Source organism: Mycoplasma sp. 4463 (assembly GCF_048381515.1).
Lineage (GTDB): Bacteria > Bacillota_I > Bacilli_A > Mycoplasmatales > Metamycoplasmataceae > Mycoplasmopsis.
Window position 1 is genome coordinate 38,102 of sequence record NZ_JBLWID010000001.1, and the last position, 26,230, is coordinate 64,331.

Annotated in this window: 27 protein-coding genes; 7 read left to right on the plus strand and 20 right to left on the minus strand. The window is 28.6% G+C overall.

What is annotated here, in order from left to right:
* The first annotated feature begins 24 nt into the window (after positions 1–24).
* From tmk to rsmI, 3 genes are read left to right on the plus strand one after another with little or no spacing between them, the layout of a single operon-like run.
* On the plus strand, positions 25–675 hold the full coding sequence (gene tmk, locus ACNF36_RS00135) for a dTMP kinase (protein ID WP_323188320.1): 651 nt from the start codon (positions 25–27) through the stop codon (positions 673–675).
* On the plus strand, positions 675–1,595 hold the full coding sequence (locus tag ACNF36_RS00140) for a hypothetical protein (RefSeq protein WP_418303301.1): 921 nt from the start codon (positions 675–677) through the stop codon (positions 1,593–1,595). The genes tmk and ACNF36_RS00140 overlap by 1 nt, the downstream gene beginning before the upstream one ends.
* On the plus strand, positions 1,588–2,295 hold the full coding sequence (rsmI, locus tag ACNF36_RS00145) for a 16S rRNA (cytidine(1402)-2'-O)-methyltransferase (protein ID WP_418303302.1): 708 nt from the start codon (positions 1,588–1,590) through the stop codon (positions 2,293–2,295). The genes ACNF36_RS00140 and rsmI overlap by 8 nt, the downstream gene beginning before the upstream one ends.
* Positions 2,296–2,329: 34 nt before the next feature.
* Here the strand turns inward: rsmI and ACNF36_RS00150 are convergent, their stop codons facing one another.
* The 6 genes from ACNF36_RS00150 to pyrH all read right to left on the minus strand — a co-directional run bounded on the left by ACNF36_RS00150 (position 2,330) and on the right by pyrH (position 8,373).
* The gene (locus ACNF36_RS00150; RefSeq protein WP_418303303.1) at positions 2,330–3,934 is read right to left on the minus strand and encodes a DUF2130 domain-containing protein; all 1,605 of its coding nucleotides are present in this window, start codon (positions 3,932–3,934) and stop codon (positions 2,330–2,332) included.
* Between the two features lie 162 nt (positions 3,935–4,096).
* Entirely contained in the window at positions 4,097–4,876 is a 780-nt protein-coding gene (rsmA, locus tag ACNF36_RS00155) for a 16S rRNA (adenine(1518)-N(6)/adenine(1519)-N(6))-dimethyltransferase RsmA (protein ID WP_418303304.1), read from the minus strand.
* Entirely contained in the window at positions 4,876–5,679 is an 804-nt protein-coding gene (locus ACNF36_RS00160; RefSeq protein ID WP_418303305.1) for a TatD family hydrolase, read from the minus strand. The genes rsmA and ACNF36_RS00160 overlap by 1 nt, the downstream gene beginning before the upstream one ends.
* Before the next feature lies 1 nt (position 5,680).
* Positions 5,681–7,048, minus strand: a complete 1,368-nt coding sequence (gene mnmE / locus ACNF36_RS00165; protein WP_418303306.1) for a tRNA uridine-5-carboxymethylaminomethyl(34) synthesis GTPase MnmE — start codon at positions 7,046–7,048, stop codon at positions 5,681–5,683.
* Between the two features lie 54 nt (positions 7,049–7,102).
* Positions 7,103–7,654 carry a ribosome recycling factor gene (gene frr / locus ACNF36_RS00170; RefSeq protein WP_323176728.1) on the minus strand — a complete coding sequence of 184 codons (552 nt, stop codon included), beginning with the start codon at positions 7,652–7,654 and terminating at the stop codon, positions 7,103–7,105.
* A complete protein-coding gene (gene pyrH, locus ACNF36_RS00175) occupies positions 7,654–8,373 on the minus strand; it encodes a UMP kinase (protein WP_257089064.1) in 720 nt (239 codons plus the stop codon). The genes frr and pyrH overlap by 1 nt, the downstream gene beginning before the upstream one ends.
* 311 nt (positions 8,374–8,684) lie before the next feature.
* On the opposite strand from pyrH, the gene ACNF36_RS00180 reads away from it, so the two are divergent.
* Positions 8,685–9,593 (plus strand): Cof-type HAD-IIB family hydrolase, encoded by a 909-nt coding sequence (locus tag ACNF36_RS00180; protein WP_257089066.1) that lies wholly within the window; start codon positions 8,685–8,687, stop codon positions 9,591–9,593.
* On the plus strand, positions 9,593–10,282 hold the full coding sequence (locus ACNF36_RS00185) for a ribonuclease HIII (RefSeq protein WP_418303307.1): 690 nt from the start codon (positions 9,593–9,595) through the stop codon (positions 10,280–10,282). The genes ACNF36_RS00180 and ACNF36_RS00185 overlap by 1 nt, the downstream gene beginning before the upstream one ends.
* A gap of 36 nt (positions 10,283–10,318) precedes the next feature.
* Here ACNF36_RS00185 and ACNF36_RS00190 read toward each other — a convergent pair whose 3' ends face one another.
* Genes ACNF36_RS00190 through ACNF36_RS00200 form a run of 3 tightly spaced genes read right to left on the minus strand, consistent with a single transcriptional unit; the run spans position 10,319 to position 14,630 of the window.
* Entirely contained in the window at positions 10,319–12,466 is a 2,148-nt protein-coding gene (locus tag ACNF36_RS00190; protein WP_418303308.1) for a Tex-like N-terminal domain-containing protein, read from the minus strand.
* Between the two features lie 57 nt (positions 12,467–12,523).
* A complete protein-coding gene (locus ACNF36_RS00195) occupies positions 12,524–13,615 on the minus strand; it encodes an aquaporin (protein WP_418303309.1) in 1,092 nt (363 codons plus the stop codon).
* Positions 13,593–14,630 (minus strand): NAD(P)-dependent oxidoreductase, encoded by a 1,038-nt coding sequence (locus ACNF36_RS00200; protein WP_418303310.1) that lies wholly within the window; start codon positions 14,628–14,630, stop codon positions 13,593–13,595. The genes ACNF36_RS00195 and ACNF36_RS00200 overlap by 23 nt, the downstream gene beginning before the upstream one ends.
* A 169-nt stretch (positions 14,631–14,799) precedes the next feature.
* Between ACNF36_RS00200 and ACNF36_RS00205 the strand changes: the two genes are divergently transcribed.
* The gene (locus ACNF36_RS00205) at positions 14,800–15,525 is read left to right on the plus strand and encodes a DNA-processing protein DprA (protein WP_418303311.1); all 726 of its coding nucleotides are present in this window, start codon (positions 14,800–14,802) and stop codon (positions 15,523–15,525) included.
* 56 nt (positions 15,526–15,581) lie between these two features.
* Here ACNF36_RS00205 and rpmA read toward each other — a convergent pair whose 3' ends face one another.
* The 5 genes from rpmA to ACNF36_RS00230 form a co-directional block, all read right to left on the minus strand.
* The gene (gene rpmA, locus ACNF36_RS00210; RefSeq protein ID WP_257089078.1) at positions 15,582–15,842 is read right to left on the minus strand and encodes a 50S ribosomal protein L27; all 261 of its coding nucleotides are present in this window, start codon (positions 15,840–15,842) and stop codon (positions 15,582–15,584) included.
* Positions 15,843–15,849: 7 nt separating this feature from the next.
* Positions 15,850–16,149 carry a 50S ribosomal protein L21 gene (gene rplU / locus ACNF36_RS00215; protein ID WP_257089080.1) on the minus strand — a complete coding sequence of 100 codons (300 nt, stop codon included), beginning with the start codon at positions 16,147–16,149 and terminating at the stop codon, positions 15,850–15,852.
* A gap of 201 nt (positions 16,150–16,350) precedes the next feature.
* Positions 16,351–16,593, minus strand: coding sequence for a hypothetical protein (locus ACNF36_RS00220; protein ID WP_418303312.1), 243 nt, complete (start codon positions 16,591–16,593; stop codon positions 16,351–16,353).
* A gap of 54 nt (positions 16,594–16,647) precedes the next feature.
* On the minus strand, positions 16,648–18,030 hold the full coding sequence (locus tag ACNF36_RS00225; protein ID WP_323188722.1) for a YitT family protein: 1,383 nt from the start codon (positions 18,028–18,030) through the stop codon (positions 16,648–16,650).
* Positions 18,031–18,252: 222 nt separating this feature from the next.
* Entirely contained in the window at positions 18,253–19,398 is a 1,146-nt protein-coding gene (locus ACNF36_RS00230; protein WP_418303313.1) for a trigger factor-related chaperone, read from the minus strand.
* A 131-nt stretch (positions 19,399–19,529) separates the two neighbouring features.
* Between ACNF36_RS00230 and ligA the strand changes: the two genes are divergently transcribed.
* Positions 19,530–21,674 carry an NAD-dependent DNA ligase LigA gene (gene ligA / locus ACNF36_RS00235; RefSeq protein ID WP_418303314.1) on the plus strand — a complete coding sequence of 715 codons (2,145 nt, stop codon included), beginning with the start codon at positions 19,530–19,532 and terminating at the stop codon, positions 21,672–21,674.
* A gap of 76 nt (positions 21,675–21,750) precedes the next feature.
* Here the strand turns inward: ligA and rplS are convergent, their stop codons facing one another.
* From rplS to ACNF36_RS00265, 6 genes are all read right to left on the minus strand, one after another.
* On the minus strand, positions 21,751–22,107 hold the full coding sequence (gene rplS, locus ACNF36_RS00240; RefSeq protein WP_257089090.1) for a 50S ribosomal protein L19: 357 nt from the start codon (positions 22,105–22,107) through the stop codon (positions 21,751–21,753).
* Entirely contained in the window at positions 22,097–22,783 is a 687-nt protein-coding gene (gene trmD / locus ACNF36_RS00245; RefSeq protein ID WP_323189610.1) for a tRNA (guanosine(37)-N1)-methyltransferase TrmD, read from the minus strand. Before trmD ends, rplS begins: the two co-directional genes overlap by 11 nt.
* Positions 22,783–23,031, minus strand: coding sequence for a 30S ribosomal protein S16 (gene rpsP, locus ACNF36_RS00250; protein WP_418303315.1), 249 nt, complete (start codon positions 23,029–23,031; stop codon positions 22,783–22,785). Before rpsP ends, trmD begins: the two co-directional genes overlap by 1 nt.
* Positions 23,032–23,152: 121 nt before the next feature.
* Positions 23,153–24,178: an energy-coupling factor transporter transmembrane component T family protein gene (locus ACNF36_RS00255; RefSeq protein WP_418303316.1), complete on the minus strand. Its 1,026-nt coding sequence runs from the start codon at positions 24,176–24,178 to the stop codon at positions 23,153–23,155.
* Positions 24,178–25,425, minus strand: a complete 1,248-nt coding sequence (locus tag ACNF36_RS00260; protein ID WP_418303317.1) for an ATP-binding cassette domain-containing protein — start codon at positions 25,423–25,425, stop codon at positions 24,178–24,180. The genes ACNF36_RS00255 and ACNF36_RS00260 overlap by 1 nt, the downstream gene beginning before the upstream one ends.
* Positions 25,416–26,216: an energy-coupling factor transporter ATPase gene (locus tag ACNF36_RS00265; protein ID WP_418303318.1), complete on the minus strand. Its 801-nt coding sequence runs from the start codon at positions 26,214–26,216 to the stop codon at positions 25,416–25,418. The genes ACNF36_RS00260 and ACNF36_RS00265 overlap by 10 nt, the downstream gene beginning before the upstream one ends.
* Between the last annotated feature and the right edge of the window lie 14 nt (positions 26,217–26,230).

The window sequence follows — 26,230 nt, forward strand, 5'->3', positions numbered from 1 at the left end:
AAATACAATCATCTGGAGGAAACTATGTTTATATCATTTGAAGGTTTAGACGGTAGTGGTAAAACTACTTTAACACAGAAACTTTATGTAAAATTACAGGAACTTTACCCACACATTCCTGCTCTTTGAACAAGAGAACCTGGTGGAAGAGGGATTAAAGAAGCTGAAAAAATTAGAGAAATTATTTTAAGCAAAGAATCAGATCTTTCACCTGTTGCTGAAGCTCTTTTATACACAACAAGTAGAAGAATTCACTTAGAAAAAGTAATTTGACCAGCACTTAAAGAAAATAAAATTCTTATTTGTGATAGATATGTAGACAGCTTTTATGCGTATCAAGGATATGCAAGAAATTTAGGTATTGAATTTACAAAAGCTATTACTAACATAGTTATTAATGGAACAATGCCAGATATTACAATTTTCTTAAATTTAACTCCAGAGCAAGCTAAAAAGCGTCGTGAAGAAACAAGATTAGTTGAAGACAGAATGGAACAAGAAAAATTACAATTCCACCACGATGTTTACAAAGGGTACTTAGAAATGATTAAATCAGACCCTCAACGTTTCATTATTATTGACGCTACTCAAACAGAAGATGAAGTTTTAGAAGATATTATCAAGCAGTTACAACAAAGTCCAAAATTTTTATCTTACCTTAAATCATTCGAGTAATGATTAATCAATCTATATTAAAGTCAATAAATGATTCAGCAAAATTAAATAAGCTAAATCATTTATTTTTATTAACTGCTAATAGTAACTACAATTTTGACAACGATTTGTTAGATTTTATCAACAACATTAATCCGACTGCAATAGGTGAATTAGACAAATTAAATCTACCATCTAACATTTACTATTTGGACGGTTCAGAAGAACCTATTAAAAAAGAAGAATTTGAAAATGTTTTTAATGAAGTTTCTTATTCAAGTAACTTTGATAAGTACAAAATAGTTATCATTAAAAACATTGAAAACTCTTCATTAATTGCACTTAATTCACTTTTAAAATCAATTGAAGAACCATCAGATAAAGTTGTTATTATAATGACAACAAATAATGTGAATAATGTTCTTCCAACCATATTATCCCGTGCACAAGTCTTAAAAGTTGATATTCTCTCTCCTGAGATAATAGAAGAAAAATTTGCTTCATTGAAAAATGATCCAACTTTTTCAGTTGTCAAAATGCTTTCTAACGATTTAACTTTTTTAACTGAAGCTTCTGAACACTTAGATAAATATCAACATCTTATTGCAGGTTTCATAATTGCTACAAGACAATCTTTATTAAATAAAATTTATATGTTTGAATATTTAGATAGAACAATAGTAAATAAGGATAACGATAAAGATGCACACTTTGTTTTATCACTATTAAAAGCATTCATATTAGGTAAGTTTTTAGAATTTAAAACATTACCATTGCACAAAGAACTAAATAAACTAAGACAAGAATTATTGGAAAAGCGCCCTAACTTATTAACATTTATAGTTGACTTAGATGACTTTAATAACTCAAAAAACTTTCAAGGTAATTTCGAATTACATAAACAACTTTTATTAAACAAATTAATGGAGTACTATGGCTAAATTGTATATTGTAGGAACACCAATCGGTAATCTTGAAGATATAACTTTAAGAGCATTAAGAACTTTACAAGAGGTAAACATAATTGCTTGCGAAGATACAAGAGTAACTTCTAAACTTCTTCAAAGATATGAAATACCAAATAAAAAATTATTAACATACAATAATTTCACCGAAAAACATAGTGCTCAAGGGATTATTAACTTAATATCTAATGGAGAAGACGTCGCTTTAGTATCTGACGCAGGTATGCCTGTTGTATCAGATCCTGGATTTGAAGTTATTGCTGAAGCAAGAAAAAACAACATAGATATCGAAATTATCCCGGGTGTAAATGCAGCTATAACAGCATTTGTTGCTTCTAACTTTACTAATGACTTTACATTTCACGGTTTTATTAAAGACAAAAGTCAACAAAGAATTAATCAACTTAAAGAATTGAATATCGGTACACACATTTATTATGTGTCGCCTCATAAATTAATCTCAACTTTAGAAGACATTAATTCTGTATTTAATGGACAAGAAAAAATTTGTTTAGCTAAAGAACTTACAAAACTACATGAAAATCTTTTTTATGGGTCTGCTAGCGAAATTCTTCAGCATTTTACAAATTTAGACTCTATTAGAGGTGAGTTTACAATGGTTCTGAATTTACCTAAAATCAAAAGAGAAAAAGTGAATAAATATAAAAAGGATTAGAAAAATCAGCAGTTTATTTGCTGATTTTCTTTTTCTATTCTTCTTCTACTTCAACTATGTGAGCTTCTTGTGCTCCCTCGATTAAATGTGGAGCTTTAGCTTCAACAGATTGTGGTGCACTATCTCAATTAACTTTGTTCATTTTCTTAGTTAATTTGAATTTTTCTACTTCATCAACTAAGTATCTGAATTTTCTTTCAAGATCATTTGTAAGTAAGTTTTCAAGTGCATTAGCTGAATCTTGAATTTTTTCAACTTGTTTCTTCATATCAGTCGCAACTTTATTAAGTGCATCTAATCTTGTTTCTAAAAGTTTCTTTTTGAATTGTTCAAATTCTTCAAGAATTTTCATTTTATCTCTAAGTTCGACAAAATTGAATTCAGAAGCCTTTAAAAACATATAACGTTGTAGTTGCAACATTTGAATCATAAATGGTAATCTTATTACTCAAACTTGGTTCTTGTTATCTTTATCTCTTTCAATTTTTACAAGAAAGTCATCTTCTTTTTCCAATTCAGTAACTAGGAATGCGGTTTCTGCGTGACGAGCCTTTTGATCTTTGATTAATTTATTTATGAATTGCGAGTTCTTTTGTGAACCATTTTCTGTTTCTGATTTCGCTTCAATAACAACAGAACCAATTTTCACTCTATTATTATTTTCGTTCTTGTAGAAAGTAACTAAGAAGTCTGGTTTTGTACCATCAATATTAGTTGTTGTTTTTTCATAATCAACTAAATCATCCAAGTTCGTGTACTGATCTAATAAGTGAGCAATTTGTTCTTCAAAGTTTTCTCCAACTCTCTTTGAAGATAATAATGATTTACTTGTTTTAAGAGCATCAATTGTGTCATTAGCAGCTTCTAATCTATTTTGAACTTCATTTCTTTCTTTTTTAAGTTCTTCAATTTGCTCTTTAAAATTGTTTTTTAATTCTTCGATAATTTGATTATTCTTAACTTGATTTTCTTTTTCTAATTCTTTTTTGTATTCTTCTTTAGCCTTCTCTATTGCCTTAATATTATTTACTTCAAACTTGCTTTTCTCAGCTTCAATTGTTGAATTCATTGAAGCCTTTAATTCGCTTAATTGATTTTTTAAATCATTATAAGCATCAGCTTGTTTTTGTTTTTCTATTTTGTATTCTTCTTTAACCTTCTCTATTGCTTTAATATTATTTACTTCAAGCTTGCTTTTCTCAGCTTCAATTGTCGAATTCATGGAACCCTTTAATTCACTTAACTGATTTTTCAAATCATTATAAGTATCAGCTTGTTTTTGTTTTTCTATTTCTTGAGCTAATTTAAATGATGATTCTAATTTTGCAATTTCGTCTTGTCTTGCTTTTTTTGAGACTTCAAGTTCTGTTTTTAGATCAGTAATCTTTTTATTATACTCATCAATCACACCTTGAACATTAACCTTATATTCAGGTAAATTTGTAAGATTTTCAAGTATTTCTGTTTTTACTTGATTTCTAATATCATCATTTCTTTCATTGTTTATGCTGTTACTTAAAATGAATAATTCCGTATTACTTAAACTTGACAAATCAATAATATCGCCAGCACAAGCATTTTCAACCAAAACCAATTTCATTGGATTTTGTTCGCTAAATCTAAATTCAATCTTTTTCATACAAACGTCCTTTCTGATTTGTTTTTTGTCCTATATTTTTATTATACTTTTTTTTTTTTTTTACATTCACCCCCTAATTTTTATATACCTTATTTTCAATACTATTAGTATTTTTTATAATATTCTACTTTTTATAATTTAGAAAAAAGCAAGTGGTTACACTTACTTTTCTAACATATTAAATAGTTCAACAATTTTCTCTACTGATAATTGTTGAATTCTTAAATTGTCATCATACCCCAATTGTTCAAATATATTAAGAATATGATCTTTTGAATATTTATTTTGTAATGAATAAGAAAGTTTCTTTCTTCTGTTTTCAAAGCATAATTTGAAGAAATCCTTAATTGAATTTCATTCATTTAATGAAACATTATTTTTAAATCTCAAAGATAAAATAGCTGATTCAACCTTTGGAGCAGGTGAAAAAGCATTTGCAGGAACAATAAATTCTAATTTACAATCAGCTAAAAATTGTGATGAAACTGACAATTTTGAATAATCTTTTGTATTAGGTTTAGCACAAACTCTTTGCGCTACTTCTTTTTGAACCATTACTAATACACCTTCAAAATTATCCTTGTTTTCAAATATTTTAAATAGGATATCAGTTGTTATGTAATAAGGAATATTAGCAATAATGTAAGTATCCTTAAAATTAGTTATATCAGCTTCCAGGAAGTCTTGATGAATAAGTTTAAAATTAGGATTGTTTATTTCTTTATTTAGAACATCAACCATATCAGTATCAATTTCAAAAGCAGTTACATAAGCGCCTGCATTTAAAAGATAATTAGTTAAAGCACCTCTACCCGGTCCTATTTCCAACACTTTTTGTTCTTTTACATCAAATACATTGATTATCTTGCGTAAAATGTTTTGATCTTTTAAGAAGTTTTGTCCAAACTTCTTTTTTGCATAAACTTCTTTTTTATTTTGCATTATAAATTAAATAAAGTCCTTAAGTTTTTATTAATTCTGTCTGTGAATTTATCCATGCCTACTTTTTTAATTCCTGCTATGTAGTAAGCGACAAATAAAACTGTATTTGGTTCATTTTTTTGTTCTGTATATGGATGAACTCTTAAGAATGGAGCATCAGTTTCCGTAAGAATTCTTTCAAGTGGTAAAAATTCAATAATATCTCTAGTTTGGTTTGTTGTTCCATATGTAACAGCGCCGCTGAATGAGAAATAAAGATTTTTAAATTCTAAAAATTTCTTAGCTCACTCCATATTTCCAGCAAATGTATGGAGCATAACTTTGATGTTAGGAAACTCTTTTAAAATATCATAAACATCTTGATAGGCTTGGTATTGGTCGATTTTATCTCTAATGTGAACAACAATTGGCAGGTTTAATTCTTGTGCTAATTTGATTTGATTTCTAAATGATTTAATTTGATTTTCTCTTGATGGAACACCTTCTTCATAGAAGTAATCTAATCCAATTTCTCCAATTCCAACAATAGTCTCATCAATTAAACCTTTATATCTTAAATAATCATTCTCATCAATTCCATCTTCAGGATGAATTCCTATAACAGGTTTAATTAAATCAGGATACTTTTTAGCTAACTTGATAACTTCTTTATTTTCTTCAGCATGACCACCATTAACAATCATAAATTCAAGTCTATTAGCATAAGCTTGCTCACAAATCATATCAATAATGTCTTCGTGTTTGTAAGTAGTCATTGATAAATGATTATGTGCATCAACAAATTTATTTTTCTTTGAACTCATATTATTTACCTAAACAGAAAGTGCTAAACATAACATCTAATAAGTCTTCTCTGTTTACATTTCCTTTAATATTTTGTAATTGATCTCACGCTGCATACAAATCGATGATAATCATGTCAAAAGTTGCATAGTTGTCAAGTGCATTTTTAGCATCCTTAAGCGAATTTAAAGCTTGCTTAATAAGTGAAAGTTGACGTGTATTTGAAAAAATACGTTCATCTAATATGTTGATATTCTGGAAGTTTGAAACTAAACCTTGTTCTAATGCTTCAATATCGTTATTTAAAGCAGAAATATAAATAACGTTATCATCTAATGACTTATCTGGCTTTAGCAAGTCTTTTTTGTTCATAACTTTTAAATAGAACTTACCTAACTCTTTTGATTTTTGCTCAATTAATTTATCAAAATCATCTTCAGATTCATTCGCAGATACGACGTGAACTACAAGATCACTTTTTTCAATTTGATCTAATGATTTTTGAATACCAATTTTTTCAATAATTTCTTGAGTGTTTCTTAAACCAGCAGTATCAACAAGTTTAAATAACATATCATTGATTTTGTAGGTGGCTTCAACTAAATCTCTTGTAGTTCCTGCGATATCTGTAACAATTGCTTTATCTTCTGATAAAAGTGCATTTAAAATACTACTTTTTCCAACATTAGGTTTTCCTAAAAATGCAACTTTAACACCTTCAAAAACATATCTAGAATCCTCTGAAATTTTCACTATTTTTTCTAGCTCACTGATTAAAACAGAAATTTTTTCTGACATATTAATCGAATCTAAACGTTCAACATCATCGTATTCAGGGTAGTCAATATTAACTTCAGCAAGACCGATTAAAACAGCAATCTTATTTAAGAACTCATCAATTAAACCTGAAGTTTTACCCTTGAATTTATTAACCGACGCAAGTGCTTGAGATGAAGTTTGAGCCATAATTAAATCGTGAATAGCTTCAGCTTTAATTAAGTCCATTTTTCCATTTAAAAAAGCTCTTCTAGTGAATTCACCACGTTCGGCTAATCTGGCACCATTTTCAAGTAATAAACTTAAAACTTTGTTTGTCACAACAATTCCACCGTGACAGTTAATTTCGATTAAAGGTTCGCCAACATAGTTATTGAATACATCATTACCATTTGCATCTTTTTTACCGACAAATGACATGACTAAAACTTCATCAATAAGTTGTCCATTATCATGAATGAAACCATATGAAATTGTGTGATCTGCACCAACTTTTCCTTTAAAAACTTTAGAAACAACATTTACTGCATCAGGGCCACATACACGAACAATTGAAATTGGTTGATTTATATGAGAACCTGAGCTGATTGCTGCAATTGTATCATTAGTCATATTGTCTCCTTTCTTATAAATACAATAAAACTAGCTAAAAAGCTAGTTTGACATTTATTTATTCATTAATTCTTCTTGTTTTTCACTTGTAATTTTGTCGATTTTACTAATTTCTTTATCAACTTCTTTTTGAATAACATCTAAGTATCTTTTTTGTTCGTCTTCTGATAACTCTTCATCAGCTTTGATAGCTTTATTAACTTCTTGACGAGCATTACGAACACCTACTTTAGCATTTTCAGTTAACTTAGATAATGATTTAACCATTTCCTTACGTTTTTCAGTTGTAAGAGGAGGGAAGTTTAATCTAATTTGACTCCCTTCATCAATTGGCATAACACCTAAGTTTGCTTTTTCAAGAGCTTTATTAATTTCCTTAACTGATGTGATATCGTAAGGTTTGATTAATAATTGTTGTGGCTCAGGAACTGAAATGTTTGATAATTCTTCAAGTGGTGTAAGTGTGTCATAGTAATTGACACGAATACCTTTGATCAATTGAGGGTTAGCTCTACCTGTTGAAATTTTCGATAATTCAAAACGGTAATGTGAAAGTGCTTTTTCTGCTTTTTCAGCAAAATCTAATAAATAAATATCTAATTCCATTATTTAGTAACCTCTGTATGTTTGATTTTTCCTTCAAGTGCATTTAAAATTGAATTTTCTTCTAATAAATTAAACACAATTAAATTAATATTATTGTCTCTAGCCATACTTGTGGCTGTTAAGTCCATAACTTGTAATTTCTTTTCTAAGATTTCATCATAAGTGATGTGATCATAATGTTTTGCATCAGGATTTTTCTTAGGATCTGAATCATAAATTCCATCAGTTCCATTTTTACCCATTAAAATAACTTGAGCACCAACTTCTGATGCATATAATGTTGCTGCTGTATCTGTTGTAAAGAATGGACGACCTGTCCCTCCAGCAAAGATAACAACTTCACCATCTTCTAAGTATTTGATTGTTTTTTCATTAACGTAATATTCAGCTACTCTTTGATCAATGTTTAACGAACTTTGAACTCTAGCTTTAAGTCCAACACGCTCGAAACCACTACCTAAGGCAATAGCATTCATAATTGTAGCAAGCATTCCAATATAGTCAGCTTTATTTCTGTTAATTCCATTTTTTTCAGCAGAAGCACCTCTTCAGAAGTTTCCTCCACCTATAACTACTGATACTTGTATACCTTTAGCCACAATTTCTTTAAGCTGTAATGCAATTTTGTGAACTAAATCATAGTCAATTGCTAAATGTTTTTCTTTGTTTGCAAAACCTTCTCCAGAAAGTTTTAAAAGAATTCTTTGATACTTAATCATCACTACCTCTATTTAACAAGTTAAGTTTTTATTATTTAATATAAATAATAATGTTTAAACTAATTATATAGAAAAAAGATTTTTCAGTCTATTTTTTTTATCTTTTTCCATAATCCCTAAATTTAAGGATAAAAATTGCAATTTTTCACTTTTTTATAGAATTTTTCACAATTTTTCTCACAAATTACCGTTTTTTTTAAAATACTTTATAATTTATAAACATATTTTACAAATATGTTGTATTTTCAATCAATATTCCTATGCCATAGGAATAAAATTTTCCAAAAATAATTTAAAGAAAGAGGTAGATTATGGCAGCAGAAAAAGAAAAATTTTTATTTGCTATTGACTTAGATGGTACAACACTTCAATCTAGTGCAACAGGTGTTATTCACGACAGAACACTTAGCGCAATTAAAAGAGCAACAGAAGAAGGACACGTTGTATGTATCCTTACAGGAAGACCTTGAAGAAGTACTAAATTCATTTATGAATCATTAGGTCTTAACACAATCGTTGCTAACTACAATGGAGCGCATATTCACCATCCATATGATCAAGAATTCATCCCTTACATTAAATACTTAAACTTAAACGAAGCATTATACATTTTAGGTGATCCTAAAGTTAAAAAAGAAGTTTCAAACATCGCTATTGAAGGACCAGACTGAGTTCAATTAGATCACCGTGATGAAGAACTTGAAAAAGTTTTTGGATTTAAAACAAGTTCAAAATTACGTATCGGTTTAGACTTATACAAAATTCCTTTAATGCCTACAGGAATTATCTTTGACGTTAAAGAGACAACAAACATTGAAGAACTTAGAAAATACCTTAAATCAAGATATGGTGACTTAGCTGAATTCTCATACTGATCAAAAGGAGAAGGTTTAACACCTGTTTTCGATATGACTAACATCACAGCTAACAAAGGTAAAGCTTTAAGTATGTTAATTAGATACTACGACGTTAAAGTTGAAAACACAATTGCATTAGGAGATGGGTTTAACGACGTTCCTATGTTTAAAATCGCAAACATTTCAGTAGCTATGGCTAATGCTTCAAAAGATGTTAAAAAATATGCATCAATTAGAATTTCTAAAACAAACAAAGAAGGTGGAGTCGGAGAATACATTCACAAATTCTTAGACAATCCACAAGCCGAGATAGAAAAATCAAACGCACGTAAAAGAAAAATTCAAGCTATCGAGGAAGAATAATGAAATATATTGATGATATCAAACAACTTAATGTTGATTTAGAGCAAGTAATTGGGGTTGATGAAACAGGGGTCGGTGATTACTGAACACCACTTGTTTCTTGTGCAGTTTATTTACCAAATAAGCTTAAACAATTTGTTGCTTCATTAGGTGTAAAGGATTCTAAAAAACTATCTGATAAACAAATTTTATCTTTAGCTCCTAGATTAATGGAATTTCTTGAATATTCCGTTTACACACTTACACAAGCTGGATATAACAAATTAAGCAAGTCTTATAATGCTAATGAACTCAAATTTTTCACTCACGCAAGTGCATTGAGTACATTGGCTAAAAAATACAAAATTCAAGCAACTGCAATTATTATTGATAAATATTCAACAACTAATTCAATATTAAAATATCATCAAAAATTCTTTATTGAAAATAACTGAGCTAAATTAAATGAGTTACAATTACCAACATTGCTAGTTAATAAAGCTGAAGACATTCACTTATCAGTTGCATGTGCTTCAATTATTGGAAGATACCATTTATTGCAATATATGGAAGAACAAAGTAAGAATTGAAATTTCAATTTCTTACTTGGTGCTAGCAAGCATGTTGTCGCTCAAATCCACGAGTTCACACAGACTTATGGTGAAAGCTCATTAAACTCTGTTTTAAAACTTAACTTTAAGATTAAATAAAATGAATAGACCTTATACACTGGTCTATTCATTTTTTTAGTTCTCTAAAACTTTTCCACTTAAACGATTTCTTTGTAAGTCAATTTCAGTGATTTGAGAGTTAATCACTAAACCTGGATAATACTTATCGAAGATTGATTCATTTCGATTTAAGTTTAAATTACTTATGTGAATAAATAAGTTTTTCTTGATTCCGATATAAACAAATATACCAAAATCAGTAATATTTTCAACAGTTCCTTGAATTGTATCTCCAACTTTTAAGTCATTTACATCTAACACACTGTCTTTTAAGATAAATCCTGATTTATTATCAACAATTTTCTTAGTAGGACTTGCTAATGATTGAAGTATCAATTCAACTGTATAAATGTCTGAATTTAACTCGTCAGCAATAGATTGTGCATTTAAGTTAGAAACATCTATACCTTGTTCACTTGGTTTTAAGTTAAATTTTTCAACAATTTTTGATGCTAATTTATATGATTCAGGGTGAATTATTGTTTTATCAAAAAAGTTTGATGAAGTGAATATTCTTAAAAAACCTACTGACTGTTCAAAACTTTTTGGACCTAACCCCGGAACTTTAAGAAGTTCATTTCTGTTTTCGAAATTTTTACTTTCTTTACTATTTCTGTATTCAATAATATTTTGAGCTATCTTCTTACTTAAACCTGCTATATACATCAAAATATGCTTTGTAGCAGTGTTTAAGTCAACACCGAACTCATTAACCACCTTTTGCACTTTGAAGTTTAAATATTGCTCTAATTCTTTTTGATTTAAGTCGTGTTGATATTGTCCGACACCAATTGATTTAGGATCAATTTTTACTAACTCATTTAATGGATCCAAGAATTTTCTACCAATATTAATCGCACTTCTTTCTTCAACACTTAAGTTAGGGAATTCTTCGATTGCTATTTGTGAAGCTGAGTACACGCTAGCTCCAACTTCAGAAACAATAGCATATTTAACCTTTAAATTGTTTTGTTTAATAATATTAGAAATAAATAATTCAGTTTCTCTTGAAGCTGTTCCGTTTCCAATAACAACAATAGTAATTTTATATTTGTTAATAAAATCTAAAACTACTTTAGTTGCCTCTGCTACTTTTTCTTGTGGTTTATTAGGGTAAATTTTAGCAATACCTAAAACATCTCCATTTTCAGATAATGCAGCTATTTTACATCCATTAACATATGCAGGGTCAATGGCTAAAATATTGTGCCCTGTAATTGCTGGAGCAGTTAATAATTTTTCAACTGAATTTGCAAATATATTAATACTTGCTTTTTCAGCTATTTCAAATAAGTCGCTAAAGATTTCTCTTTCTACACTAGGTAAAATAAGTCTTTTGAGTGAATCATTAATCACATCAATAACATTGTCTTTATTATTTCTCGTTTTATCGATAGCTTTTAAAATGATAATAACTAATGGCTCGTGTTTGTACTCAAATTCAAGTTTAAGTTTATCTAATTTAACACCTCTATTAATTGCTAATACATTGTGGTTTTTAATGTATTTGATAGGTGTCGAAAAATCATAGTAATTTAAGAATACTAAATCATCATTTTCATCATTAACTTTTTTAGACTTTGTTGTTTTAATTCTTCCAAAATTGTAGATTGATTCTTTAATTTGATTTTTGATTTCTACATTCTGTGAAATTCACTGTGCAATAATGAAATTAGCTTGCTCAATAGCAAATTCAACTGTAGGTACTTGTTCTGTTAAGTATTTTTTAGCTTCTCTTACAATATCAAATTGAGGACTTTTGTTCTCAAAAATCCTCTTTGCAAGTGGCTCTAAGCCGAGTTCAATGGCTTTTGTTGCTTTTGTGATTTTACCAACTTTGAATGGTTCATAAATTGATTCTAATTCACTTTTGACAGTTGTATTTAAGATTTGCTCTTTAAGTTTGTCTGTAAGTAAATTCTTTTCACTTAGAATTTTAATAATTGCTTGTTGTCTATCTAAAAGCTCTTCTTTGTATTTGTAAATAGATTCAATTTGATAGATTTGTTCTTCATTAAGCCCACCAGTTTGTTGTTTTCTATAACGTGAAATGAAAGGAACTGTATCTCCATTAGATAACATTTCTAAAACTGTTTGAACTTGATTTGTAGGAATGTTTAATTCTTTTGAAGCTAACTCCAAGGCTAATTCGTTATTTTTCATATTATCCTTTCCTATTAGAAACAAAAGAATCACTTTAAGAAGTGATTCTTAAGATTATTATTGTTTATTGTTGTTTAATTTATTTGCTTCTTTTTCTGGTGTTGTTATTGAGTCTGTTCTAAAGTTTTTAAATGCAATAACTTTAACAACAAATGGGTTTACAACTCTTTGTGTAAATCCTTGAACAAATGCATAGAATACTGGAGCTAATAAGTCACCTAATAACATAGCAAATGTTGCATAAACTAATGAATCAAATGCAAATGCATTTTTTAATTCTGCTGTTGTTAATGTAGTATCAAAACCATAGTCAGTAGCTAATTTTGCAACTTTATCACTGAAGTGGTTGTGAACTTCACCTTGTGATACGAAAAATGCAGGCAATTGTTGAGCCAATCCTCTAGCTGGGTTAATAGCTGCTGTAGCCCCTAAAATTCCCATTCATACTGATAATGAAATCACAAACATAATCATTAAATCACGGTATTTGTTGTTAATGTTTGGTGAGAAAATTGGGAATAATAAAATAGCTGTCATAACTAACTCAATGAAGAAGATTCAAGCTGTACCACTTGCTAAAATTTGATTAGCTGATACGTTTGAACCTTTTTCTAATTCAGCAACGAATGAACTTGAGTAAGCACCGATTGCTGTAATTGGAGCGTTAGGTAAGTGTCCTTCTGGTACTGATAAATATCCGAATAAATAGATGAATCCTGCAGCAGCAAAAGCTCCTAAGAATTGAATTGCAATTTTATATAAAGCATAGTAACCATTATTTCTACCGTTTATATAACGATAAATAGTGACAGCTGGGTTGAGGTCACAACTTCAACGTAAGAAGATGAATAACACTACCCCAACAGCAATAAATCCTGCATAAAATCCAACAATGATTTTATGTAACATATATTCTTCAGCAACTTTACCTGAAGATGTGTAAATTGATAAACCTGCTAATGCAAGTGATAAAAAGATTGTTCCAATAAATTCTGATAAACCGTGGATGATTCAAGTTTTTAAATCAGCTGGTTTCTCAGCATTTTGTCTTTCTGATGCTTTTAATTTAAAGAAGCTAAATAAATCTTTGAAAAAGCTATTTTTCTTAATTAATAATTCCTGTGTATTAACCATTTTGTATTTTTCCATTCTCTAATAAAACTAATGCTTTTGAGTAATCTCCTGCTTGCGCAGCATCTGCATTTTCTAATGTTGTTTTAGCTATTTGAGTTAAAGCTAAATCTGTTAAGAATGCTTGGTGTGATGTTACTAAAACGTTGTCCATTTCAATTAATTCTGCTCATTGTGGATCTTGTTCTTTAAGTTCTTTAATTCTTGATGAAACGTCTTCGTAAAATCTTCCTTCTTCTCTTTCTAAAACGTCAGTTGCAAATCCACGAACCTTACCTGATTTAAGTCCATCAATCATTGCTTGTAATTCAACAATTTCTCCTCTGGCTGTGTTGATAATAATTGCTCCTGGTTTAAGCATATCAATAGCAGCCTTATCAAATAAGTATCTTGTTGAAGCCAATAACGGACAGTGGATTGAAATAAAGTCTGAGTTTTGTAAGATTTCTGAAAATGAAGCTCATTCAAATCCGAATTGTTCAGCTAATTGAGGGAAGTTATCTTGAGCAAATGCATCAAATACTAAAACTCTAGCACCTGTTGCTTTAGCAATTTTAATAAATGTTTGTCCAATTTTCCCTGAACCAACAACCCCAATTGTTGAGTTTCCAACACAAAGTCCATCAAGTTCATTTAATGAGAAGTTGTAATCTTTAACTCTTTTATTAGCAATTAAAAGATTTCTGTTAAGCGCTAATAATCCTGCAAAAGCAAATTCACCAATACTTTCAGCTGAGTAGTTAAAAATTCTGTAGACGTGAATCCCTAACTCGTTAGCTTTAGCAACATCAATTTTGTTGTATCCCATTGATCTTTGCAATCAAACTTTTACACCCATTTTTACTAAGACTTCTAAAATTACTTTGTCACCATAAGTGTTAACAAACCCACATACAGCATCGTAACCTTTAGCTAACTTAACTGTATCTAAGTTTAAGTTTTCTTTAAAAAAAGTAATTTCGTGTCTTCCATCATTATATTTTTCAAAGTATTTAATATCGTAATCTTTAGAATCGAAAAATGCAATTCTCATATTTTCTCCTAGATAAAAATGAATAAAAATAAACCTAATAATTTTTAAAGTAATTATATTAAATTTATACTAAAACAAAGGTTTTTTATTTAAACTAAACTAATAGTGTGCTAGGTATAAAAATAGTTCATTTTCAGCTAAATTTACTATTGTAAATAGGAGGAGAAAAATGAACTTAATATTATTTTATTTATCTAACTTACACAAGGGAAATAACTACATAATTTATAAAAACCTTAAAAGCATTCCTAAAATCGATATGAATCTATTAACACAATGAGTAAAAGAGTATGTGAAAAAGAAAATAAAGTTCATCACCATTTTAGATGAAGAATATCCTTTGAATTTAAACATTATTAAATATCCACCTTATGTGCTTTATATGTATGGAAACACTTCGCTACTTAAAAACAAAAATAAAGTTTATCTAGTTGACGAAAGAAATCTGCTAGATAGTTTTAATTCTGAAAAACAGCTTGAAAATATGGTTAATTCTCATGTGTTAATTACCAATGACTATAAAGAAAGTGAAAAATCTATTGTTGATTTTTATAGAAATCACAATGGTTCTATTATTCACATTCTAAAAGAAGGTTTTAATGATGAGATTTTAAAACAAACCTTAAAACCAAATGAACTGTATATATCTCAGTATCCATTAAATTGTCATCCTAGAAGAGAATATTTTAAACAAGCAAATTTATTAAGTTCTTTATTAAGCAAACAATTTATTTCGTTTTCTTTGAAAGGAAACTCAAAAGCAATACAGTTAGTAAATTACTTTGCTGATATTGGTAAGGATATAAAATGTTTCCCTAGTGATGATTTTGGTGATTTGAATAATCAGCTTATTAAGTCTGGAGCTACTTTAATTACTTCTGTTACTGAAATTTAGAAATAAAAAAACGTGTCACATACTTGCTGTGGCACGTTTTACTATATAAATTAAAATTAGTTTTGTCTTTCAGGATATACAGAAACATACTTTCTGTTTCTTCTGCTTTCGTATTTTACGTATCCATCGATTTTTGAGAATAATGTATCGTCTCCACCACGACCAACATTTTGTCCTGGGAAAATTTTTGTTCCTCTTTGACGGTAAATGATTGATCCTGCTGTTGCAAATTGTCCATCACCTAATTTAGCACCTAAACGCTTACTATGAGAATCACGACCGTTACGGGTAGAACCACCGGCTTTCGTGTGTGCCATATTCTAATTACCCTTCGATTTTTGTAATTTTAACACGTGTGTAAGGTTGACGGTGTCCTAATTTTCTTTTGTGAGTAGACTTTGCATTGTGACGATATACAACAATTTTCTTTGCTTTCCCTTGTTTTTCGATTGTTCCGTAAACTACAGCATTAGATAAGTAAGGTCTCCCTACTTTATCGTTAACTAATAAAACTTTGTCAAATTTAACTTCTGAGTTTTCTTGACCTTCAAGTTTTTCAACGAAGATTGTTTGACCTTCTTTAACTAAAAGTTGTTTTCCACCTGATTCGATAATTGCAAACATGCAATACCTCCAAAATGTGGCTCGTCTTTGAGGTGGCTTATGCACTTGATGAACCTCTTTAGTACGGTTACAAATGTAACATGCTTATTATATAGTAATAAAGTAAAATTAGTAAGTTTTTTAGTCTAAAATATAGAAGTTATACAAATTTTTTCAATGAAATCTTGACTTTGAATTGAAAAATTATGAATAGTGATTTTTTTAAAATAATAAGTAATTTTCAATTACATTAGAAGTTTTCTTAACAGTATTATCTCACTTGAATTCTTGATCTTTACCTTTAAGTGAACCTGAATTTGATGTAAATGACTTAAATAAACCAAGAATAGATATTGCGCTTTGAACTATCGATGGAATTAACGGAACTAAAGCGGCAAACGAAAAACCAGGTTGAATTTGCGAATACTTTTCTTTTTCTAGTGGTTTTAGATCATTAAGTTTCATAGTTAGCCTCCTTTCATTTATATAGTAAAAATTGATCAAAAAAGAACAGTTTTTTTACTGTTCTACATAGTTTGTATTGAAATTACCAGAAACTTTAGCTACTTTTGAGCAAGAAACTCAAACAGTAGGATCGATTATTTTTAAATCAGCAATTAAGTTTTTCTCTTCTAGAAGAAGAATTGTAGTTTCAATTTTAATTGCAGTTTTACCTGTGTAACCTGATTTGAAACGTTCAATTCTGTAACTGTGTCAGTAATTAATAAGTTTGAAGTAAGCAATAATTCTTTCAGGATTTGATGAAATAATTGTTAAGTTTACTTTCTTATATTTAGGATATAACATACCAACAACTAAGTTAGTAACTATTAAGTATAAGAATGTTGAAAGTTCTCTCATTCCGAATAACTCACCATTTTGATTTGGACGAACAAATCCATAAATAAGTACAAATGTAACTGCTGTTACAAAACCAACAATAACAAGAATTGAACTAACACTTTTCTTATGTTTTGTTGAGAAGTAGTAAGCAATAATATCTGTTCCACCAGTTGAACCACCAACTTTTCACGAAATAGCTATCCCTGTACCAATAAATACTGCTCCAAGACATCCATAAAGTAAAACACCTCAGCTGATTCCATCTGAATATCAAGCTAATTGTGTTAATTGTTCAATTGAATATTGAGCGTATTTTTCAAATTCTGCAGCTTTCTCAGCACTAAATGCACTTGGATTTAATTTAAAATCAATTAATTCTTTTAAATTAGCTTGCCCAGGTGTTGAAGCGACTTCAACAATTGCTTTAGTATCTTTAATTGATACATTGTAATTATCATAGTCAATAGGAACTAAATTGATTTTCTCAAATAAGAATGAATGAACATGCTCTTCTGTGAAAATAAAGTTTGTTAATTGTAAACAAAGCATAAAGAATAAAGTTAATCCTATAAAACTAAACTTGACTTTTCTTCAAAATATAATGAATAAAGGTAAATTACATGCAAAATAAATTAAAGCAAAATAGTTTCTTAAAACAGGAAACAAATATTGCAAGATAGTAGGAATTCCTGTAATTCCAGAAGGAATTGTGTCTGCTTTTGATAAAAAGATGTGAATTCCAAAGTTAAAAATTAATGCTGATACAAAAGTAAGCACTAGTTTTAATCAATATTTAACCCAAAAAGTCTTAAATGTAAGCTTACTTTGTTTTGAATTATTTAAATACTTCGCCATCTTGTATTTTAATTTTTCTTCTTCTTTTTGAATCTCAGCAGGGTTGATTATCACTGCTGAATTATTAGCATCCAGATTCATTGAAGCTTTATTAATAAGGTCAATTTTCTTTGACTTAAATTTGAAATAATTAGTAATTCAAGATGATTTTGGTGTAGTAGTTTTATTGCAATTTTCATTTGCAAAATTATCTTTATTCTTCATGAAACATATTTTATATTATTATCAATTAAATAATTAAAAAATTCCTAGTCATATAAGTAATATTATTATGATAATTAGAATTACAAAATAGCCATAAAAACTGTAATTTTTAAGTGAAACTAAAACACATATAATCAGTTCAAGCTAGAATATTTTGCAATCAGTTTATAAAAAAATCAAAAACACCTCAATAATGACACCGGTGTTTTTGATTTAATACATTTATTTACTTAAATACTTTTGTAGGTATTCTTTATTTTCCTCAAAAACTGCAGGTTCATTTTTTGATAAGTAGTATGTCCCTAGTTTTTTAAGTAAAACAATATTTGAAATTGCTTGAACACCGAATTGGTTAGCTTTTTCTCCAAAAATAGTGAATAATTTTTGTCTTTCTTCTTCCATTTCACTGTATTCAATTTTAATTCCTAACTTCTTGTTGAATAGCATAGTTCAGAAGTAGTTCATAATTGTAGATTTAACAACTTCTCTTTTATCTCCTGCGAAGTCTTCTTTAAATCTAAATTCTTTCATATCGTTTTCAATTAATTCATTATCTATTTCAAGTAATTGATTAAATTCTTTTAATAATTGACCTAAAATGTTTTCACCATAAGCAAAAACAGAATCATTAACAATTTGTTCTAAAATTGTTTTTTCAACATATTTTCTAACATCATCCATTTTTTTAATTTGGTCAATATTTAATAAATGAACATTTTCTGCAGTAATTGGCATTTCTTTAATTTCAACAATTTGAATAGGTTTGACTAAAAAGTCTCTTCCTGCATAATTTACAGTAACAACTTCTCCTAGTTTTGCACCAATTAATTGTTTTTCAAATTGATGTTCACTTTCAGGATTTGCAATAATTTGATATTTTTCAAATTTAGCCTCTTGCATATCTGCAGGTTTAGTTTCAATGATTACATTATCATTAGCTTCAACTACGTCTCTATCAACATTAAGTTTAAATTTGTAACCTGAAATAAATAAGTTATAAAACTCATCAATTTTTGCATTATAGTCATTTGATAATAACTTAAATGGTTCAGGTTTAATATCTAAATTATATTTTTCAAGGTTATCTTCATAGAAAACTTTTAATTTAAATGAAAAATCTTCAATTGTGAATTTAACATCTTGTGGAACTGGTAAAAATGCAATTTTATCTGCATCTTTAAGATTCATTTCTTCCATTAATTTTTGTTTAACTGAATCCATATAAGCATTTGATGCTGATGTTAAAATAAGTTTTTGATCAATTTTCTGACCTTCTCTTTTATTTGATTCTAAGTAACTTAAAACATTATTTTGTACAGTTAATCATTCTTTTTTATCAACTGTGAACTCTCTAATTTCGAACTTCATAATTTCTCCTCGATCTATTAATATTTTAATTATATACAAATATAAAAATAATGTGTCTGAAAATTTAGCAAATAACTTACTAATTTGCTTATTTTATTTAAAACTTTATATAAACTATATAATTTAAAAATATGAAAATACCTGCTACAAAAAACGAAATAAAAGACTACATTATTGAGCTTACAAATGAGTTAAATAAACTCAATCACGCTTACTACAATCTAGATAAACCACTTGTTGATGACTTTGTTTATGATAGTAAATTAAGAGAACTTGAAGAGCTTGAAATTAAGTATCCTGAGTTTATTCAAGAAGATTCTCCCACAACTAAAATTGGTGGTGTTCCAAGTTTAAACTTCTCTAAATATACTCATCAAAAACCAATGCTTTCACTAGCTAAAGCATATTCACAAGAAGAAGTTAATGATTTTATTAAAAATGCTACAGCACCTATAAATTCATCACAAATTAACTTCAATCTTGAACCTAAAATTGATGGTTTATCAATCTCATTAATTTACAAAGATGGTAAATTAGCAAATGCAGTAACTCGTGGAGATGGTAAAGTTGGTGAGGATGTTACTAAAAATGCTCTAATCATCAAAAGCATCCCTAAAACAATTAATTATCTAAAACCAATTGAAATAAGAGGGGAAATTTATATCAACAAATCTAAATTCCTTGAAATTAATCAACAATTAAAAGAAGAATTCGAAGAGAAGAAACTTGAATTTATTAATAAAACTTGACCAGCTTATTTATCTAAATTAGGTGATTACAATAATGGTAAAATCAAAGCACTTCCAAAAGAACCAAAAGAGCCTACAGAAGATTATTTTGCTAATACCAGAAATATGGCAGCAGGTACTTTAAGACAGAAAAATGGTAAATTAATCATTCAGAGAGATCTTCAAATCATTATGTATGATATTGTCGATCCATTAGAGCACGGACTAAAAGAACAATCACAAATTGTTGATTTCTTAAAATCATTAAGCTTACCTTCACATCAATATCACTATGTAGAAAAAGATTTTCAATCAATAATCAAAAGAATTAATGAGTTTGAATTAGTTAAAGATTCATTTGAATATGACTGTGATGGTTTTGTCATTAAACTAAATCAACTTGAATATTGAGATTTATTAGGTAAAACTGCTAAATTCCCTAGATATGCAATTGCATATAAATACAAAACCGAAGAAGCATATCCGATTATTAAAAAAATAGTAGCCACAGTTGGTAGAACCGGAAAAATAACTTATGTAGCAAGTTTTGACCCCGTTGAGTTAGTTCAAACAACAGTTTCAAACGCAACACTTCACAACTATGATTTTATTTCTAATATGAACATAAACATAGGTGACCAAGTTGTTTTAATTAAATCTGGTGAAATTATTCCTAAAATTATTGAGTTAAAAACTAAATATACAAATTCAATTTTCCCTAAGGTACTAAATTGTCCTTCTTGTAATTCGGTTTTAGTTGAATACCCAGGAATTGTTGATCAATTTTGTGAAAATCCAAACTGTTATGAAAAACTAACTAGAAACTTATCATTCTTTGTTTCTAGAGATGCACTTAACATTGTTTCACTAAGTGAAAAGACACTTAACTTCTTCTTTGATAAAGGTTGAATTACAGACCAATATTCAATTTTCAATCTAAAGGATAAGACTGATGAAATTCTTGAATTTTTCAAAGAAAATTCATCAAATCCTGATGTTAAAATTAAGATTGCTGATAAAAGATTAAACAACATTTTAGTTTCTATTGAAGAAGCAAAAAATGTTGAATTACATAAAGCATTATTTGCTTTAGGAATCAAAAACATAGGTCTAGTAGTTGCAAAAATGATTTCAGAAAAATTGACAAAACTTTCAGACCTATTCGAAATTAACCTTGATGAGTACCTTTTAATTAATTCAATTGGACCTGAAATAGTTCAATCACTTAAAGATTTTGTCGCAGATAATAAAAATAAAGAATTGATACAAAAATTAGACAGTGTGTTAATTTACAAATCATCAAATAATGAACCTAAATCTGATAAACTTAAAAATCAAACTTTTGTAATTACTGGTACGCATTCAATTTCTAGAGATGAACTTTCAAAAATCATTGAGCAAAATGGAGGAACTGTTTCATCTTCGATTTCAAGCAAAACAAATTACTTAGTTGCTGGAGAAAATGTTGGAGCAACTAAATTTGATAAAGCAAACAAATTAAATGTTCCAATTATAAGTGAGCAAGACTTATACGAAATGATTAAATAGCACTTGTTGCTATTTTTTTATACAAAAAACCAGTCATTATAACTGGTTTCATATGTAATAAGGTATTGTGATTAAATTATTTGTTCTTTTTGATTTCTTTAAGACGAGCACTTTTTCCACTAAGATTTCTCATGTAATAAAGTCTTTTTCTTCTAACTTTGTTTGAACGAACTACTTCGATGTGTGCGATTAAAGGTGAGTTAACTGGAAATGTTCTTTCAACACCAATTCCGTAAGAAATTTTTCTAACTGTGAACATTTCTCTTGTACCTGATTCTTTTTTACTGATTACTAAACCTTCAAAAATTTGAATACGTTCTTTTTCACCTTCACGGATACGTACGTGAACTTTAACATTGTCTCCTGTTTTGAATTCAGGTAAGTCTGTACGTAATTGTGGGTGTTCTACTAACTCTAATAATCTATTTCTCATTTTTAATTATCCTTTCATAAAGGTCAGGTCTATTCTTTTTAGTTTTTTCTAAACTAGCCTGCTCTTTTCATTCTTTAATTTTCTTATGATCTCCATTAAGCAATACTTCAGGCACTAAGTGGCCTTTGTATTCTCTTGGTCTTGTATATTGTGGATGTTCTAATAAACCTCTACCTTGGAAAGATTCATTTTGATGTGATTCATCTCTAATGGCTCCTGGAAGTAATCTGATAATACTGTCAGCCATTACCATTGATGGTAACTCTCCTCCTGTAAGTACATAATCACCTATTGATAATTCAATATCAACAAAATTAAGTACTCTTTCATCAAACCCTTCATACCTTCCGGCGATGAAAGTGATTTGATCCTTTTTAGATAATTCCTCTGCTATTTCTTGAGTGAATTGTTTACCTTGTGGAGAAACTAAAATTCTATATCCACCGTTATTTTCTAAACTTTCTAAAGCTAAGTCAATTGGTTCTACTTGTAAAAGTAGCCCGTGACCACCACCATAAATCTCATCGTCAACTTTTCTATGTTTATCTTTAGAAAAGTCTCTGAAATCAACCACATTAAATTCCACTAGTCCTTTTTCTTTAACTAAGTTAACAATACTTTCATTAACAAAAGGTTCATAGTATCTAGGGAATAAAGTAAGAAAATTAATTTTCATTATTTTTTAAGTTCTGAAGTTAATTTGTGAGCTCTAAATAAGTTAGCAACAGTAATTGTAGGTTGTGCACCTTGTTTTAATCATTTAGCAGTTAATTCTTTGTTTAAAACAAATTCTTTAGAAGATGGATTGTAGTGTCCTAAAGCTTCGATAAATTTACCATCACGTGGTGCTCTTGCGTCAGCCACAACAATTTTGTATACTGGTCTGAACTTGTCACCCATTCTTTTTAATCTAATTTTAACCATTTTTACCTCCTTAATTAAGTGTAAAGCGCTAGTGCTTTACAGCTGTATAAATTTAGATATATTATAATATAAAAAAATAAATCACACGCATTTTTTTACGTATGATTTATAGACCTAAAAATTAAATAATTCTTGTTGCAATGTACCCAAACGGCAAGTAATTTGGATACACAATATTTACAATTACGAATGATAATATAGCTAATATAACTAATAAAGAAATTAAATCGATTCAAGATTGTTTAATTTTTCTATATTTAGTTCTCTTAGCATATGGATCATATCCTCTTGTTTCCATTGAGTTAGCTAAATCTTCAGCTTTTGAGAATGATGAAACGAATAAAGGAATAATCAATGTAGTAAATGCATCAATTTTTTCTTTAATATTCCCGTGCTTGAAGTCTACCCCACGTGATGATTGTGCTTTAATAATTCTATTTGATTCATCAATTAATGTTGGTATGAATCTAAGTGCGATTGAAACAATCATCGCAATAACGTGTGTAGGTACAAAAATGAATTTAAGTGGATATAAAAGATCTTCAATTGCTTTTGTTAATAATATTGGTCTTGTTGTGTTTGTTAACAATGTAGTAATTAAAATCATTGTGTAAATTCTTAAAAATAAACTCAATGTTTTATTGATATTATCTAATGAAACACCATATTGAACTTTTTGCATAAGAGCATCTGAATGTTCACCTTTAAAAACAGATAACACACCATTTGTATCTATTATTGAGTTATAAAAAGTTTTGCTTGCTGAAGTGTTAAAACTTCAGAATCCATTCGTCCAGTAAGCTTGAGCTAACCTATTTACATCTTGATGATCTTTTAAATATGATTTACTCAACATATTAGCAACATCATTATGTACTGTTTCGTTTGTTATAGTGTACAAGTTGACTGCAAAAATTACAACAGACACAAAGATAGGTAACTTAAGCATTTTAAGTAATGGTCTTACTCTTTTATTTGTGTAAATATAGATAATAATAAGAGGTAAAAGTAAGATAACCATATCAATGAAATATCTAACCATAAACACCATTACAATATAAACAATAACCATAAGTAACTTAAATCTAGGATCTAATTTATATAAAAATCCATCACCTGGAATGTAACGTCCAAATACACTTTTCATTACACTCCCTTCTTACTTTCCATATGTTTATTAATATAGAAAGCCAATTGTTCTTCTGATGTTACTTTTGGTATATCTACACCTCTTTTTCTTAATTTATTGGTAAACTCTAATAAATGTGGTGGTTGAAGATTGTTTTCCTTTAAAAACTCAACATCATTTAAAACATCATAAGGTTCACCATCATTAACAATTTGTCCATTTTTCATAAGTAAAATACGTTTTGAGTATTTTAAAATGTTATCTAAATCATGAGTTACGTTGATGATAGTTTTTCCTGATTTATGTAAGTTATTAAGGATTTCTAAAATTTCATCAACACCTTGAGGATCAAGTCCAGCCGTAGGTTCATCAACAACTAAGAAATCAGGTTCCATTGCTAGAATTCCAGCAAGAGCAACTCTTCTTTTTTGTCCACCACTGAGTTCAAAAGGGCTTCTTTCTAAATATTCTTCACCTAATCCAACAAGTTTTAAACATTCTCTAGCTTTTTCATAAGCTTTAATTTTTGGAACACCATAAGCCATTGGTCCAAATGCAATATCCTCGATTATTGTTCCTTTAAATAACTGATATTCTGCAAATTGAAAAGCTATAGCGACTCTTTGTCTAATTTTTTTAGGCATAGATCTTAATGATTTGATTTTGTTTTTGTAGGTTTGTTGAGTCACAAAATCTTCAACATATTTAAACTCATTAATTTTCTTTAATGTCTCAGAGTTAGCATCAAATTCATTTTTGAACAATTCAACTTCTTTACTAAATGAAAAATTAAACTTGTTTTTAAGTTTTGATTTTCTTTCAGTTTGATGCTGACTGTATTCTTCACTAAATTTGTTGTAAGCTATCTTGTATTCTTTTTTATAGATTTTTTCTAACTCTTTAATTTGCTTATCATTAGCTTTAATTTCTTTTTTGATTTGTGCTCTTTTTTCTTTAAGTTCTGCTTTATATTTAGGATCATTTTTATCAGAATATTTTTTGTCTAATGAAACTAATAGTTTTGATAGTTCATAGCCATATGTTCTTCTAATATTATCCTTATAAACTCATTCGATTACTCCATTTGTAGGTTCTAGTAATCTATTTAAATGTTCGATTAATGTAGTTTTTCCTGAACCAGTAGCACCAATAATACCAACATATTCACCTTGTTTAATTGTTGCAGATACATCTTTTAATGCAGTAAATTCTCAAGGTGTCTTTACACTAAATGTATGAGTTAATTTTTTTACTTTTATTTGCATATTTCTTCTATTAACTCACTTTCACTGTATGTTGGTTCAATTCCATTAATCATTGTGCTCATTCTATAAATAAACGGAGATTCAATTTTCGCTATTTCAATAATTTCTTGGTTCTTTAATATTTCTTTTGGTGAGCCAGCTGCAATTAATTTTCCTTTAGCAAAAACTAAACATTTATCAGCTAAAATTGCTTCATCCATATCGTGCGTAATCGAGATTAAGGTTTTATCTTTTTGTTCTTTAATTTCCTTGATTATTTGAATAACACTTGATTTACCTTTTGGGTCAAGCATTGATGTAACTTCATCGAAAATAATAACATCAGGATTTAGAGCTAAAATTGCAGCAATAGCAACCCTTTGTTTTTGTCCACCACTTAAGCTTTCAGGTTCTCTTTCAAGTAAGTTTTCCATATCGACTTTTGCTGCATATTTTTTAACTAACTTATGCATTTCTTCATGTGGAATGTTTCTATTTTCTAATCCAAATGCAATATCATCTTCAACACTAGAACCTACAAACTGGTTATCTGGATTTTGAAAAATAATTCCAATTTTCTTTCTAATCTTAAGTAAGTTCTCTTTTGAATATTCAATTCCATCAATGCTAATTGAACCGCTTTGAGGTTTAAGTAAAGTTACAAGCACTTTTGACAAAGTACTTTTACCTGAACCATTGTGTCCTAATATAGCAACATACTCACCTTTTTCGATAGAAAAAGAAACATTTTTCAATGCTGGTTGAGTATCTGTTTCTCTATATCTGAATGTAATGTTATCTACCTTAATCATAAATATAATTTTAA